We start from the raw sequence: 14,857 nt of genomic DNA, 5'->3' as shown, positions 1-14,857 counted from the left end.
AGCTCTCGACTATTTCGAATAAATTTCAGGTTTTAAAACACCGATATAAGGAAGATTGCGATAGGTCTCAGCATAATCAAGACCGTAACCAACCACAAACTCATCAGGAATAGTAAAACCACTGTAATCAGGAGTAATATTTACATTACGACGCTCTGGTTTATTTAGAAGCGTAACTACTTTTACGGATGCAGCATGACGTTGTTTTAATAGCTCTACCAAATGGCTTAACGTCAAACCACTATCCATAATATCCTCCACAATCAGGACATGACGATTTTGTACAGTTGCATCCAAATCTTTTAGAATACGTACAACTCCAGAGGACTCCGTACTGTTTCCATAGCTGGATACCGCCATAAAATCCATCTCGCATTTGATATCCATCTCACGAAGAAGATCTGCCATGAAGACGATGGCACCTTTTAAGATACAAATAACCAAAGGATTCTTATCACGATACTCATCTGCTAAGATTTTGCCCAGTTCTTTTACCTTTTGATCAATTTCTTCCTTCGAAAGCATAATTTCTTTTATATCATTATTCATATGTAACCTCCTGCTACTCTTCTCTGAAATCCGCCTGCATGATAACAAAAGCATGGGATTTCTCGTGTATCATCGCATGCGTCGACCGCTTTACACCAGGTATCCAAATGATTTGATCCCCGGCTACTAGAATAGGGATTCGATCACGCCTGCTTTTTGGTACTTTTTCATCAATAAATAGCTCCTTTATCTTTTTGCTGTAAATATGATTAGCCTTTCCGAGTTGAATACGGTCACCCGGCATCCTGCTGCGAATGATGCATTCACCTGCTAAAGCATCGGCGTCACATACAGCAATATAAGGAGATAAAGATAACAGATTAGGTAAATCAGATAAGGAATCATACCGTTTTGTATGTATAAACATTCCCGCCTCTTCTATCCATGTCGTGCCAGGTATGGCGATAGGGTAAGAATACGGCTGGGACAAATCTTGAGCAGTTGCTTTTTGCCTACGAAAACATACCTGCTCATAGACCCTCTGTACAAAAATATGAGAGGGCAAATGTAGTACTGCAGAAGGATTCCCCTCGAAAATGATACGCAAAACGGCCTCCACATGTTGCAGAGACCACTCCGTTTCAGTTGCGAGATAACTTAATATTAGAGGAATCATTCTCCTTTGTAAAGCAAGGTCAAAAGTTTTTAAGCACTTCCTATCTAGGATAATTTCATCAGGCTCTTTCCTTACTATTATCCTATTAAGCGCCTCTTGACTCAGCTTTTGCAGGTAGTCGTCATCCACTCTGGCCATCTCCGCCAACTGAAGCACGTGTTCTCTGTATCTGAGGTTGACTTGTTGTAAGTGGGGTGTTACTTCGTGCCGCAATAAATTGCGTTTGTACTTTCGTGAATCATTGCTACTATCGTGTCGTGGTTGCAACTGATACGCTTCACAGTAGGCTTCTAGCTCCTCGCGAAAAACATGAAGAAGTGGACGAACCAACTCGATTTGCTCTGTCTGTAACCACCTGCGATACGGCATACCGGTAAACCCATGTAAACTGGTACCCCTCACCATGCGAAACAAAATAGTCTCCACTTGATCATCAGCATGATGGGCAAGCGCCACTTTACTGGCCCCTACTTCTCTTGCCACTTGTTGATAGTATTGATACCGTAGTTCACGACTTGCAACTTGAGGTCCCTGACCAGTTTCCCTCATTTTATCAGGCACGCTTTCATAAAAGGAGTAGCACTTAACTCCTAATGTATGACACAAGTCCTCCACGTATGCGGCATCTTGGTCAGACTCTTCTCCGCGAAAGCCATGATTCAAGTGAACAGCGTACAAGTTCCAACCATACTGATATTGTTCATTCATTTTGCTTAAGATATGCAACAGCGCTGTAGAATCTACTCCGCCGGAAACTCCTACCACAATCGATTCATGTGGCAAAAGCAGCTTATCCTGCTCCATTCGCTTTTGTACTTTTTCGTACATAACGCGCCACGATTCCTTTCCATAGAGAGAAGATGGAGAGGCCAAGTATTAAACCAGAAGCGATAGCCCCGGCTAACATCATTGTCTTAACCCCAAGCGTAATTCCTTCCAAGTAGTCAGCTTTAATAAACGCTAACATCGATTTATAAGCAGTCGAACCTGGAACTAATGGAATGATTCCCGCAATACTAAAATTAGTAGAAGGAACACGCATCTTCACTGAAAGAATTCGGCTGCTCAGCGAGATAAACGTCCCCGCTGCAAAAGATGAAAGAGTAAGCTCCGCTCCAAACACCGGTAGCAATTTATAGATATACCATCCCATCATTCCAATTAAACCTGCAAAAAGAATGGTACGTTTTGGTGCATTAAACAACATAGCATAGGCAATGGTAATGATAAAACTCAACAGCATACCCAGCAACATATGCCTGATCCCCTCCTATAATGACAAGACAGATGCGGCCGCAACGGCTACCGCTAAGGCAGTTAATCCTGCCTCGACTCCTCTCGCCATCCCGGCAACCAAATCCCCTGCCATTAAATCACGCACGGAGTTCGTCAAAGCTACTCCCGGAAACAAGGGAATCATCGCTCCTATAATCATAACACCAAGATGCAGATAATTGGGAAAAAGCCACGAGGCAATCAGCGTAAACATTCCTCCTAAAAAAGAGGCAGATAATTCGGCAAAAAAGGGTATTTTAAGAAAGCGATACAAGTAATTGGCACTGGCAAAGACGATTGCCCCTGCAATGGCACTGGGGAAAAAATCAAGAAAAGTCCCACCAATCAAAACAGCAAAAGAGCCGCTGCCTAAACCAGCCGCTACATTTAACACACGATCCGAAAATTGGAAGCGTATGCTCTGGATCTCTTCCAATTGGATATGCGCTTCGTCCAAGGTAATCTCCCCCGACACAAAGTGACGGGATACCTGATTGACCAACGTTACCTTGTTTAAATTAATCGTTCGGTCACGCATTCGAGTCATACGGGTACGATCCACACCGTTATTATCTTTAAAGGAAAAAATAATGCTGGTTGTTGTCACGGAACTATGGACGCTTTTCATACCTGCAGCCTGTGCAATATGAGTCATCGTCTCTTCCACACGATATGTTTCCGCTCCATTACGAATCATAATCTCTCCAGCTAATAGGCACGTCTCCATCACATAATTATTCGACGTCATGCAGAATGATCCCTCACATCCATACATAATACAACGAGCCAGCAAGCAAAAGCATAGAGGCAACAAAGATTCCCCCAATAATTTTGCTTCCTATTCCCTCCCCTGTCTTCTTGGTTACTCTTACCCTCGTCTCTGATTTTTGTCGAAACGCTTGCAAGAAGTCAGCTTTCATCTGAGCAGCGGTTGAATATTTCCCATCCAATGCTTTAACCAATATGGGGCGGTAAGGAGCTAACAATTCGTTGTCCCGTATTATATCATAAAGCTTTTGAACATGTCGCCCTGATACGGGGAGAGTTATCCATTTCTCCTTATCAGTGGTTAGCCTGATCATCATGACCGCTAACGAAAACAGATCGTATGCAACATCAGCCTTACGATCCCCTGCCTGCCAATTGGCGCGATCATACTCTTCTGTAAATTGACGAACGGCATGGCCTGACTTAGTTACCCCACCAAAATCAATGAGGCATACCTGCTTGCCAGCTTGTACAACAATAATGTTCTCTGGCTTTAGATCGCCAAATACATAACCTAACTCATGAATAATTTGTAAATGGGACAGTATTTGCGTGCATAACAAAGTAAGCCACTCTTTGCCTACTCTATTCAAACTATGGTCCAACCGTTCTCCTTCAATATATTCCATTGCATAAAAGGCGTATACCTTACCTTTTAAGATCATGTCATCTACATCATATATGTTTGGTCCAATCTTTTGGTTATGAGATTGTAAACTTTTTAGCACGTTTGCTTCCATTAATAAATCAATGGAATCAGCACCCATCTTAATCGCTACCTTTTTGCCTTCATGAAGAACTAGGTAGACGACACCATTGGCTCCTCTACCTAGTTCTTTTACCACTGAATATGTTTGATGGTGCCATTTTCCTGTAAAATAATGGGGAGCATCGGGTAACAAGGAATTAGAATACATGGTCTTGCAAATAACCGTCATCTTCTTCATTCGCTTTTCTGCTCGTACGGTAGCGATCCGCTAAAGGTTTAGGTAGCTCCACGTGTTCAAACAAGGCAATTGCTTCCGTAATAGCAGGTCCGGTCGGAGTTATCCCGCTCATGGTTAAACCTGCCGTCAATTGATAAGCCTTTTCTACTTGATCCGTCCAGGGAATGCGCACTTCAAGATGCTTTTCTTTCCCAGGAAATGAGCAAACGGCCATTCTACTACTTCCGCTGCGGGAACGTAAGCTAATGCTAAAATCATAGATGGCTTGCTGTACTGCTGCCATTTTATTTTTCATGGAAGCGGACGTATCGACAATCATGACCACTTCTAGAGCACTTTGTTCGCCCAATTCATCTACCATACCTGCCACCTGCATTCGTTTTTCAGGAGCAAGTCCATCTAATTCAGCATCACCTAGAATTTGCTTTAATTCTTTGTTCACCACATGTTGAATGGTTCTGGTCATCGCTTTTCGCGTTAACATTTGGACAGTTTGGGCTAACTGTGCAGGATAAACGATGTCGCTTAGTCCTCCTCCCGCTTGTGCCATTTCACGGATTTCCTGTTCTCCTTTCTCACCCAATTCGTTCTTATCTACCACTCCAATCACATTTACTGTGATGCCTTGTTCTCTGGCCAAGGTTGCAGCCGCAATCGGGCTAATTCCTACATTGGAGCAACCATCTGTAACAACCAAAATCTGACGAAGCGTCGCTGGTTTTGCCATACAGGTACCTCCCATTTCTTCGGTAGCATTTTTTACCAGTATGGGCGCAGGAGGTGAAAAACATACCTTTAACTTACCACTCGTGGCCGCTCCATCTTCTCCATTCCAGATACCTGTATAGCTGACCATTGTGGTACAAATCGATCAATCCGAGTGACTAAAACCGTCATGTCGTCTACGATTTCTCCACTATGTTCTCGAATGACTCTTTCTAATAACAAGTCAGAGATTTCTTGAGGATCCTCTGTTTGAAGCTGTGAGATTAATCGCTTCATCCACACCGGTCTATTTTCGATGTGACGTGGAGCCTCAAAAATTCCATCTGACATCATAATTAATAAATCACCTGCCTTTAGATTTCTTGTCACAATGTCCACTTCAATCTCATCTAAAATGCCAACCGGTAAATTATTGGCCGATACCGTAAATACCTCATTTCCACGTTTAATAAACGAAGGGGTGGAACCAATTTTGATAAACCGCGTCATCGCAGTCTGCAAATCGATTACGGCCAAATCCACGGTTGCAAACATTTCATCAGATGAACGTAATGACAATACGGAATTTACTGTTTTAATGGACAGCTTTTCATCCAGCCCTGATTTTAAGAGCTGTTGCAACATATCCAATGCTGATTGACTTTCGATATAAGCGCGCTCCCCATTCCCCATTCCATCACTGATCGCCACGGCCACCTTTCCATTTCCCAAATCCATTGTTTTAAAGCTGTCACCCGATAATAGTTTGCCATCCTTGGCGGCCCCCGCAACTCCAATTTCAATTTCATACGTTTTAGCAGAGGCAAGACACATTTTGCAATGTTGATCCTTAAAGGCTTCACATTGTCGCTCCTTAACAATAATGTTCTCGCCCAAAATTTCTGTAAGCATCGGAGCCACAATCTTGGCGCACTCATCGCGCCCATAGCAGCTCGGCTGACTGATTTCTATATCCACCTTCCCTTCTTCTAAGCTATGAATATCTACACGCCTTACAGATAAGCCTAAACCCTCCAGAGCTCGTGATACCTGCTTCTCCTGTAGGCTCAGCGCAACTCCTTCCCGTTGAATTTCCCGAGCAAAATCGCTCATGACCCGCGACACTCCAGATAATTGATCTGCAACAAGCTTGCGACTGTCTTGGATTTGTTTTTTCAATTGATTATGTTCAATCATCCGGTGGTACTCTTGCTCCATATGTTGGATTACCTTTTCTGTTTTCACGCATTTCTTCTCCCACTCCTTTGGTATGACTGCTCCTTGCATCGTCCCATGTTCGGATACGGTAATGAGCATGCTCCTCATCGCATCGTAAGTCACTTGAGTGTCCCGCTCCCAGCACTGTTCCTTTTTCCAGCATAGTTGGCACGTCCCCTCCGTCACTTTACTTAAATAAAGATCTACTTCCTCTTCCTCAACTCCTTTTTCCGTCTCGGCTGTTTGAGCAAATGAATGGGATAGCTGGATAAATAAATCAGAAAACTGCTGAATCTTACCTGCCGTCATGTCGCGTATACGCCGCATATATTCCTGATGGGATTGTATATGTTCTGAGGTCCCCGGAATAAAACTAGCCACCTTTTTCCATATAGAAGCTGGCGTTAGCAGAAATAAGAAGGCGGCAATGGAGGTCTCCACTAAAGATAGATATAATCCACTTTGGGCACCACCATAGATTCCCAAAATCGAAGTTCCGATTGCAAGTCCTGCTACTACACCAATTTTCCCTCCCTCTTTTAATAACCCGGCTAATAATCCTGCGAAGGCTAACAAGCTTATTTGTTGCAAGGCACTCACATCAGCTAAACTGAGAATAAGTCCGGTAGCCACCCCCACTGCGGCCCCGACCGTTCCTCCCCCAACAAAAGCAAATAATAATAGAAGATAACGGGACAAGATATGTTCCATAGAAACTCCTTGTATCACCCAGCCTACGGTTCCCGTCATTAAAGAAGCCAATAAAATTACTAGACATATAATTTCTTCTGTTTTTAAGGGTTCAAATGGTTTATTTATGTGAATGATAGATAATGACTGAATAAAGATAAGTGTCAGAACAAAACTGAGAATAGCCTCCACACCAATCATGGTCACGCTGTAGGTGTTTACCTGATTGAGAATCACCTTACATAATAGATGGCTAGCAAATACGGTACCTACTACCATAAAAGGTGTATACGAAAAATCTTTTCGTTTCCATTTCTCCGAGATACGGCACACACCAACAGCAAGTACGATACTAAGCAATGTCTGCATTCCTAGAGGTATTGAGTGGGCTAATGAGCCTACCAACATTCCCAATGCACTGAAGAGTAACGTTTCTCGTCGGAGAAAGTACATCACAATGAAATAAGGAACTACAAATGGGGATAATTCGTCTAGAATAAGGGCTCGTCCTAATAAAAAACCCATAGTCAGTGTAAGGATATGCCATTTTTTCAGGAAGGTAGCAATTCGATCGCCGAAGCTCCCCATCGTCTGAGATACTTGATTAGAAAGTTGTTGGGTAAAAAGATTAGCATTTGGAGAAACCACTTGGCTTTTATTGAACATATACCAGCACCACCCGTTTTGAGTTTTGTGTACCCAATTATACGAATGGATTGTTGTAAATTTTGTCAAACGATAGAGGCATATTCCTAAAATCGTCCGACAAATTTAAACGTATCTCGTTTGTTTATGTGATGGTTCATGGATTTATGCCCAAGATGGCTACATTTGATTAAAGTACCTGTCGAGGAATGGATATAAGAAATCTAGACTTGTAGATAATAGAGGGTTGAGCTTTTGTTCAAATCAGTTTTTCTAAGTTCGCTTTTAACTTTATCACTTTAAATCACAGAAGTGTTGAGACAAAAAAAACCGACGTCTTGCGTTCAACGTCGGCCATCAGGTGATTCGCGCTCGGCGAAACGGGCTTATTATATTATATTCGCCATTCATTTAAAATGACCTTCCTGTTTTTAAAATCAATTGCACGTTTTTGAAAAATTATTTTCATTTATTTTTGCGAGGTCCAAATGTTTTAATTATCAGGGATCAAAAAGATGATCTCGCCCGGCTTGGACATAAAATTATTTTTGCGTGCAAGCTCTGCGATGTATTCTGGATCATCCAATCGTTTCATCTTCTTGGTTAGCTCTTCTTGTTGATCTTTCTTTTGTGCCAAATCCTTCTGTAGCGCTTTTACCTGCTCTTCTGTCTCAGCAATAACGGAGCTTTGAAGATAAGCAGTATAGCCCGTCCAGATCAAGAAGCAAAATACGAAGAACATAATAAAGCGAAGTCTTCGCTTACGACCTAGATTATTCGATTGAGAGGGACGTTCCTTGGCCATGTCTGCTCTCCACCTTTGCTACCTTTCTACTGTTTGTTTTCCTTGGTTAACCATTTCTTCAGCGCTTCCTTTGCTCCTGCCACTTTGCCCCGAATACTTTTCCACAAGTTACGACCCCATGGAACAAATGGTGACAATGGCCACGAAATGATTCGCCAAATGAACAATCCTATCTTTGCAATAAGAGTAAAAAGGAATACAAGAATAATCCAGATAAAATGAAAAATTATCTCTACCGGTTTAATCAATAGCACATCAATAATTTTAACACTGATCTGAAATATCCATATACTCCATTTTAGCACAGTTAACAAAAATCTGATATAAACCTTACTACCTAGTAGGAAATAGAGCCATGCTCCTATAACAATGCCTAGATAGATCGGGAATCTCACTACCCCATCATTAACCAATACCAACACATAAAAAACAATTCCCACACTACTTAACCAAAATAACATATCTAATATAAAAACGAGCCAAAGTGGGAAGCGGCCTTTGCCTTTTATGACATGGTACGTATCAAACCCCATCCCCATAAAAATTCCACACAGGGACATGAACGCCATAGTCTGGAACTGAATACTGATACTCACTTAAATAATTTGCCGAAAAATCCTTTCGAGCGATCTCCGGCCTGCCCCTGTTCTATATACCCCATGTCATGAACGAAACCTTCGATGGCCACTTCTCCGGTTTCAAGACTCAGGTTTTTCATATGAAGATTCTGGCCGCGTATAGTAAGAAAGCCACCTTCTGTCTCTAACAGAAACTCCTCACTATCAAAGCTGTCTACCTTTTTTACCCCGGATATAGCCAAACTACGCCGATTGATCATGACAACTTCGTGGCGAGGCCGTTTATTTTGTTCAATCATATAAAAACCCTCCTTATCTTGGTGGTCTGGAGTACGATCCAAAACGCTGGGAACAAAATGTTCCTCTTTGTACCAAGATATGGAGGGGGATGTCCTTTTAGAACTATTGCTTACGCTCTTAGATATTCATCTTCTTCTTTTTCATCACGTGGCACAGGCACTTCACCAATAACGGTGTAAAGCGAAGCCGCTTCATCTTTACGCGCATTTTCTTTAATCTCTTCCACTTTTACCGTAACGATCTTTTGGCCAAAGCGAATTGAGATAGAATCGCCCACTTTTACATTACTGGATGCTTTTGCAGTACGTTCATTAATTTCGACACGTCCCTGATCACAAACATCTTTAGCTAAGGTGCGTCGTTTAATCAAGCGAGATACCTTTAGAAATTTATCAAGACGCATAATAATTCCTCCTCTATGTAGCTTTATCTATTCTTTAGTTTTGGCTTCATTCCAATAACGATCCATCTCTTCTAAAGTTGTGTCAGCAAAATGCTTGTTACTCTCATGCAGTTTTTGTTCAATATAGGTAAATCTACGCTTAAATTTAAGGTTAGTCAGCGCTAAAGCCTGTTCAGGGTCAATCTTCATAAATCGAGCTAGATTGATTACAGCAAAGAGTAAATCTCCCAGCTCTCCTGTTTGTTCTTCTGGAGTTGCCTGCTGTAGCTCCTCATACTCTTCCTCAATCTTGGCATACACATCTTTCACTTCGTCCCAATCGAAACCTACCTCCGCTGCCTTCTTTTGAATTTTGACAGCTGCTAAAATCGCAGGCAAATCCTTTGGTAGAGATGCCAGCAAGGAAGAATCCTCGGATACCTGCCCTTTCTCTGCTTTTTCTTGGGCTTTAATTTGTTCCCAATTCACAACCACTGCATCCGCGTCAGCTACTTCCGATTCACCAAACACATGCGGATGACGTCGAATCATCTTAGCCGTCAGAGTCGATATGATATCTTCAATCGTGAAATAACCTTCCTCTGAAGCAATTTGCGCATGAAGCATGATCTGTAGGAGCACATCTCCTAATTCTTCGCAAAGCGCATCCACATCATCCTCGTCGATCGCTTCTACCGTTTCATAAGCTTCTTCCAGCAAATAACGGCGCAGACTTTGATGAGTCTGCTTACGATCCCACGGGCATCCTTCTGGTCCACGTAAAGTAGCAATCACGTCTTTTAAATAAGAGAATTGACGTTGCTTAACAGACTCTTCTGTAGCAGGTGGTACATAGATTAAGCTCAAGTTACCTAAATGCTCAACCCGGTCTAAATCATACAATGGTAGACGCTCTACAATCTCTCTACCTTCTATCCCAACCGCAGTCGCAACCACTACTTCGTATTCGTCAGGGAGCACTTCCATTAAGGTAAGCTTCGCGTCAGAGGCAGACATTTGATCATATACTTGTGCAATAACCGTATGTAGACCTGGATTTACTTGATCTGCTTTCATACTTGTAGCATCCAACAGTGCAAAACCTTCAATTGGATCAATCGCCAAGCGAGCGAACAGTGGGTCCAAAAAGCTTTGTCCACCTAGCACTTCTACCTCTACTTGCTCCTCTACTGCATGACTTAGTAGCAATTGTACCGTCCGCTCTGCTACTAAAGGATGTCCGGGAACTGCATAGGTTACTTCACCTTCTTTTTTAACCTTGGACAACAGATGCTGAACAATCTCTTGATATACTTGTTCAAATGAATCGTTTTTTTCATAGATAGTATCAAAGGACGTATAAGTAAGCCCTTCATCAACCAATTGATCCAATACAGGATGATCAGCCGTACGCACATACAAGTGGTTCGTCTGTTTTAAACGTTTATACATACCTAGAGGCATTTGATCTAGATTACCTGCCCCAAGTCCCACGACATAAATGGTATTCACCATGTAGGGAATCCTCCGTTCCTTTGTCCCTGACTATTTTCGAATCTGCAAGAGCTTATACCGCTCCAAAAGCGAGATTAATCTCTTTCCTTTTGGCAAATACAATAATTCTTCACGCTTGATGCCTCCTGTATATAACAGTGAAAGCATATACACGACTAACCCCACTGTAACCGCTGAAGTACCCACGATCGTTTGACCTAAACGCTCGCTGTCAATCAGCGACCCCACAATCAAATTCATCAAGCCTTGGACGATTAAGACCATAATAGACATGAGAGCCACACTTATTAACGGTTTAGCCAACATTTCTTTTACGTTAAAGGAAAGCCCCAGATAGTGGCGAATAGACCTCATGTTTAATGCCATTGACGTCACATAGGCGAATACAGTAGCTACTGCCGCACCCTGTATGCCCCATAAAGGCGTCAGAGCAAGATTAGCCAATAATTTTACCCCTACACCAATCATCAAGTGTCTGGCTGGTAATTTAACATGTCCTAATCCTTGCAAGATGCCAGAGGTAGCGATACTTAATGTCGCAAACACAATGACAAAAGCTTGAATAGCAAGTGACCACGTTCCTTTATCATTTCCGTACACCATAATATTTACTGGTTCGGCTAACAAAGCTAGTCCGATAGAGGCTGGCAAACCAAGCATCAAGGTTAAGCGTAAGGCCATGTCAGTACGATTGAGGATCATTTTGTCCTGTTTTTGTGCTACAGCCTCGCTGATAGCTGGTACTAAAGCCAACGATAGTGATGTGGCAAAAAACGTACCAAATTGAATCAGTGGCTGTCCACGATCATAGATTCCTTTTAATTCCTTCGCTAAATCAAGTTCATATCCGTTCCATTGAAGCAAATTAGAAACGGTCACCGAATCAATTAATGGAATCATCGGCAAAACCAATGCACCTATACAAATGGGAATCGCATAATGTAAGATGCTGATCAATACTTGCTTGTTTGTTACTGTATCTGTAAGCTGTTGAGCACGCAATGTTTTGCGATACCCTCTACGACGATGATAACGTCTAGATTTGCGATAATAATAGAATAGAACTAAAAAGGCTGCCAAAGCACCAGGAAAAGCAGCAAATACTGCTCCTGTACCGGCTAGATAAGCATCCTGATAGGCACTCATCATCCAGTAGGCAGAGACCAAAATAACGATAACGCGAATAATCTGTTCGACTACCTGTGAAACTCCTGTAGGTACCATGTCTTGTTGCCCCTGAAAATATCCACGCAAAATGGACACTAACGGAACTAATGGTAACGACCACGCTACTGCTCGTAGCGGTAATGTCAGCTGTTCATCGCCCATAATTCGGGCTAGTGCAGGAGCCCCTAGATACAAAAGGAAAAAAAAGAATACTCCTAGTATTCCTAGTGAAACACTGGCTACACGGAAAGCTTTACGTGCACCTAGATGGTCCTCGACTGCTAATCGTTCTGAGACGATTTTGGAAATAGCGATAGGAAAACCTGCTGTTGCCAAAATCAATAAGGCTGTGTACAGCGGATATACCTGCATATACACATATAACCCAACATCACCTGTAATATTTTGATAAGGTATGCGATAGATCGCTCCCAGAACCTTGGAAAGCAAGCCGGCAATACCCAGAATAGCAGCACCTTTGACGAAATGATTTGCACTTCTCTCTCCTGCCATACAGTATCTATTTCTCCTCTTACAAAAAAGTCTTCGTTCAGAAACTTTGTCCATTATACCACACAGAGGAAGTGAGTAATCAAGGGGGGTGAGGCGTTCGTCGTTCCTGTTTTACTAACACTTAGTAGAGAAAGTCAAAAAAAACAAGCCTCTTGTGTAAGGCTTGTTTTTTGGAGATTCGTTATTTATTCGCTATTATTGTTCCATTTGTTTCGCTAAGAATCCAGCAGCTGTTTCTGCCATTTTCATCTCTAATTCGCCCATTTTTGCTTCTGCTTTGTTGAGGAGAATTACCGCACCAATAGGGTCTCCACCCGCAACGATTGGAGCCACTACGTAAGAAGAGTACTGCTCTGGCATATCTCGACATACTTCATATTGACCCGAATTTTTTTCTACCTTGCTCTTACGCTCTTCCAATGATTTTTCTACTAGACTACCAATCGGTTTTTCCAAGTATTCTTTCTTGGAAGCACCGGCTACTGCAATGACCGTATCTCGATCGGAAATAATGACAATATGATTTAAGCTTTCGTATAAAGAGTCAGCATATTCCTTAGCAAAATCAGCCAATTCCCCAATTGGAGAATATTTTTTAAGGATTACTTCCCCATCACGATCGACAAAAATCTCAAGTGGATCCCCCTCACGAATACGAAGTGTGCGACGGATTTCCTTCGGGATTACGACCCGTCCGAGGTCGTCTATACGACGAACAATTCCAGTTGCCTTCATAATCTTGTTGCCTCGCTTTCTTGAGAAGATTGATATAGTGGGTTTTTGAGGATTTACTCCTATGTTTTCCTATCTTCTCGCTTTTTACTAATTCTTTTCTTTGTAATTGTTACCAGTAAAGCTTGCTGTGTACTCTCCCCCGGGCGGTAGCGAGTGATAATAGTATTTGCCTTGGGAAGAAGAATATGCGATCAAAACAAAATTAAACCAACCCTTTTTATTCCAAGCTACCCATTTCATGGTGTTCCCACAAAACAGAAAAAGCCCCTCTGTACATCCACTAGTAACTGTAAACACAGTTCTTGGATTACATGAGGGGCTACACTGTCTTTATTTATTCGTTTCAGGAGCTGGTGCTTTTACCTCTGGTATAGATTTTTTTGTAATAATCTTGTCCAGATCTTTGGTAACATATTGCTCAAATTTTTGCTCCAATGCCTGTTGCTTCAACTGAGCTTTTGCTTCATCAAAAGTTTTCACTTTACGATCTTCTACTTTAACGATGTGATAACCATACTCAGTCTTCACTGCTGGTTCACTGAGTACTCCAATCTTTTGAGTTAGAGCGGCCTTCTTAAATTCTGGTACCCAGTTGTTTACGTCAGCATTTTCGTACAATCCACCGTTTGCTTTACTTCCCTCGTCCTCAGACACTTGTTTTGCAAGGGTAGCAAAGTCTTCTCCTTTTTTCAGACGGGCAAGATAATCTTTTGCCAACTTATCCGCTTCTTCTGGCTTACGGTTTTCGAATTTAACCAGAATATGTCGCACAGAAGCTGTTGTATACGCAGATTTATCTTCTGCATCGTATACTTTCTTCACTTCTGCATCGTTTACTTCACTTTCCATGACCTTCACAGAAGCATTGATACTCGTTAATTGTTTCACAATCGCTTCTTTTGTGAGATTATGATTCTTCAACAATTGGTTAAATTTATCTTCGCTACCAAGTACCTGAACGTACTGGCCTTTTAGCGATTCAAAAGCTTTATCCGCTTCTGTAACTGATGCTTTCTTGATTGCTTCATCAGCCTTTTCCGCTTTTAGCTTAGTAGCTAGATATTGACGAGCATAGTTGTCCACCATCTCTTGTGTGGAAACCCCAATCGCATAGGCTTGCGGAGGATTCATAAAGCCAAGTGCACGCAAGAAATCTTCAAACTCCTGACCTGTTAGCTTGCCACCTTGATATTCAAAAATAGAAGCATTCGGATCAATGGTAAATGGCAATTTAACCGGCGGGAATTGCGCTAGAGCATCTTCATTATCAGCAGGTTGTTCTGCCCCCGGTTTATCTGGTTGTGCTGTTTCAGCCTTATTAGTCGTTCCGCAACCACTCAGAATCGCTAGCGTTAATGCCGTGGTGGAAAGTAGGGCCAACACACGTTTACCCTTCTTAAATGTAGTTTTTTTCATGAAACAAAACTCCCTTCTCGGCACCTTTAGCAC

The 14,857-nt window shown here is 42.1% G+C and carries 15 protein-coding genes; all 15 read right to left on the bottom strand.

The features are described 5' to 3' along the window. Positions 1–9: 9 nt before the first annotated feature. Complete coding sequence (gene hpt, locus EEL30_06160) at positions 10–549, bottom strand: hypoxanthine phosphoribosyltransferase (GenBank protein ID QDX91986.1); 540 nt, start codon at positions 547–549, stop codon at positions 10–12. Positions 550–562: 13 nt separating this feature from the next. Continuing rightward, a complete protein-coding gene (gene tilS, locus EEL30_06155) occupies positions 563–1,993 on the bottom strand; it encodes a tRNA lysidine(34) synthetase TilS (protein ID QDX91985.1) in 1,431 nt (476 codons plus the stop codon). Next, entirely contained in the window at positions 1,956–2,420 is a 465-nt protein-coding gene (locus EEL30_06150) for a threonine/serine exporter (GenBank protein QDX91984.1), read from the bottom strand. The genes tilS and EEL30_06150 overlap by 38 nt, the downstream gene beginning before the upstream one ends. Before the next feature lie 15 nt (positions 2,421–2,435). After that, positions 2,436–3,188 carry a threonine/serine exporter gene (locus EEL30_06145; protein ID QDX91983.1) on the bottom strand — a complete coding sequence of 251 codons (753 nt, stop codon included), beginning with the start codon at positions 3,186–3,188 and terminating at the stop codon, positions 2,436–2,438. A 13-nt stretch (positions 3,189–3,201) separates the two neighbouring features. Then, positions 3,202–4,155: a serine/threonine protein kinase gene (locus tag EEL30_06140; GenBank protein QDX91982.1), complete on the bottom strand. Its 954-nt coding sequence runs from the start codon at positions 4,153–4,155 to the stop codon at positions 3,202–3,204. Next, positions 4,115–4,897, bottom strand: coding sequence for a VWA domain-containing protein (locus EEL30_06135; GenBank protein QDX95685.1), 783 nt, complete (start codon positions 4,895–4,897; stop codon positions 4,115–4,117). Before EEL30_06135 ends, EEL30_06140 begins: the two co-directional genes overlap by 41 nt. A gap of 53 nt (positions 4,898–4,950) precedes the next feature. Continuing rightward, entirely contained in the window at positions 4,951–7,434 is a 2,484-nt protein-coding gene (gene spoIIE, locus EEL30_06130; protein ID QDX91981.1) for a stage II sporulation protein E, read from the bottom strand. Between the two features lie 472 nt (positions 7,435–7,906). Then, positions 7,907–8,218 (bottom strand): septum formation initiator family protein, encoded by a 312-nt coding sequence (locus EEL30_06125; protein ID QDX91980.1) that lies wholly within the window; start codon positions 8,216–8,218, stop codon positions 7,907–7,909. Positions 8,219–8,244: 26 nt separating this feature from the next. Continuing rightward, positions 8,245–8,814, bottom strand: a complete 570-nt coding sequence (gene yabQ, locus EEL30_06120) for a spore cortex biosynthesis protein YabQ (GenBank protein ID QDX91979.1) — start codon at positions 8,812–8,814, stop codon at positions 8,245–8,247. Beyond that, complete coding sequence (yabP, locus tag EEL30_06115; protein ID QDX91978.1) at positions 8,811–9,095, bottom strand: sporulation protein YabP; 285 nt, start codon at positions 9,093–9,095, stop codon at positions 8,811–8,813. Before yabP ends, yabQ begins: the two co-directional genes overlap by 4 nt. 110 nt (positions 9,096–9,205) lie before the next feature. Then, positions 9,206–9,499: an RNA-binding S4 domain-containing protein gene (locus tag EEL30_06110; GenBank protein QDX91977.1), complete on the bottom strand. Its 294-nt coding sequence runs from the start codon at positions 9,497–9,499 to the stop codon at positions 9,206–9,208. 27 nt (positions 9,500–9,526) lie between these two features. Beyond that, on the bottom strand, positions 9,527–10,993 hold the full coding sequence (locus EEL30_06105) for a nucleoside triphosphate pyrophosphohydrolase (GenBank protein QDX91976.1): 1,467 nt from the start codon (positions 10,991–10,993) through the stop codon (positions 9,527–9,529). Between the two features lie 30 nt (positions 10,994–11,023). Further along, positions 11,024–12,673 (bottom strand): polysaccharide biosynthesis protein, encoded by a 1,650-nt coding sequence (locus tag EEL30_06100; GenBank protein ID QDX91975.1) that lies wholly within the window; start codon positions 12,671–12,673, stop codon positions 11,024–11,026. Between the two features lie 195 nt (positions 12,674–12,868). Further along, positions 12,869–13,408 (bottom strand): stage V sporulation protein T, encoded by a 540-nt coding sequence (spoVT, locus tag EEL30_06095; GenBank protein QDX91974.1) that lies wholly within the window; start codon positions 13,406–13,408, stop codon positions 12,869–12,871. A gap of 330 nt (positions 13,409–13,738) precedes the next feature. Next, positions 13,739–14,824 carry a foldase gene (locus EEL30_06090; GenBank protein QDX91973.1) on the bottom strand — a complete coding sequence of 362 codons (1,086 nt, stop codon included), beginning with the start codon at positions 14,822–14,824 and terminating at the stop codon, positions 13,739–13,741. Between the last annotated feature and the right edge of the window lie 33 nt (positions 14,825–14,857).

The organism is Brevibacillus laterosporus (assembly GCA_007833815.1).
Lineage (GTDB): Bacteria > Bacillota > Bacilli > Brevibacillales > Brevibacillaceae > Brevibacillus_B > Brevibacillus_B laterosporus_D.
The sequence above is the reverse complement of the archived record's forward strand: the minus strand, read 5'-3'. Positions and strand labels throughout refer to the sequence as shown.

What these genes read in the sequence shown, in the direction of transcription:
- hpt (QDX91986.1), bottom strand. Translation starts at nt 549, where the DNA reads ATGAATAATGATATAAAAGAAATTATGCTTTCGAAGGAAGAAATTGAT.
- EEL30_06090 (QDX91973.1), bottom strand. Translation starts at nt 14,824, where the DNA reads ATGAAAAAAACTACATTTAAGAAGGGTAAACGTGTGTTGGCCCTACTT.
- yabP (QDX91978.1), bottom strand. Translation starts at nt 9,095, where the DNA reads ATGATTGAACAAAATAAACGGCCTCGCCACGAAGTTGTCATGATCAAT.
- EEL30_06105 (QDX91976.1), bottom strand. Translation starts at nt 10,993, where the DNA reads ATGGTGAATACCATTTATGTCGTGGGACTTGGGGCAGGTAATCTAGAT.
- EEL30_06145 (QDX91983.1), bottom strand. Translation starts at nt 3,188, where the DNA reads ATGACGTCGAATAATTATGTGATGGAGACGTGCCTATTAGCTGGAGAG.
- EEL30_06150 (QDX91984.1), bottom strand. Translation starts at nt 2,420, where the DNA reads ATGTTGCTGGGTATGCTGTTGAGTTTTATCATTACCATTGCCTATGCT.
- EEL30_06135 (QDX95685.1), bottom strand. Translation starts at nt 4,897, where the DNA reads ATGGGAGGTACCTGTATGGCAAAACCAGCGACGCTTCGTCAGATTTTG.
- EEL30_06110 (QDX91977.1), bottom strand. Translation starts at nt 9,499, where the DNA reads ATGCGTCTTGATAAATTTCTAAAGGTATCTCGCTTGATTAAACGACGC.
- tilS (QDX91985.1), bottom strand. Translation starts at nt 1,993, where the DNA reads ATGTACGAAAAAGTACAAAAGCGAATGGAGCAGGATAAGCTGCTTTTG.
- spoIIE (QDX91981.1), bottom strand. Translation starts at nt 7,434, where the DNA reads ATGTTCAATAAAAGCCAAGTGGTTTCTCCAAATGCTAATCTTTTTACC.
- spoVT (QDX91974.1), bottom strand. Translation starts at nt 13,408, where the DNA reads ATGAAGGCAACTGGAATTGTTCGTCGTATAGACGACCTCGGACGGGTC.
- EEL30_06125 (QDX91980.1), bottom strand. Translation starts at nt 8,218, where the DNA reads ATGGCCAAGGAACGTCCCTCTCAATCGAATAATCTAGGTCGTAAGCGA.
- EEL30_06140 (QDX91982.1), bottom strand. Translation starts at nt 4,155, where the DNA reads ATGAAGAAGATGACGGTTATTTGCAAGACCATGTATTCTAATTCCTTG.
- EEL30_06100 (QDX91975.1), bottom strand. Translation starts at nt 12,673, where the DNA reads ATGGCAGGAGAGAGAAGTGCAAATCATTTCGTCAAAGGTGCTGCTATT.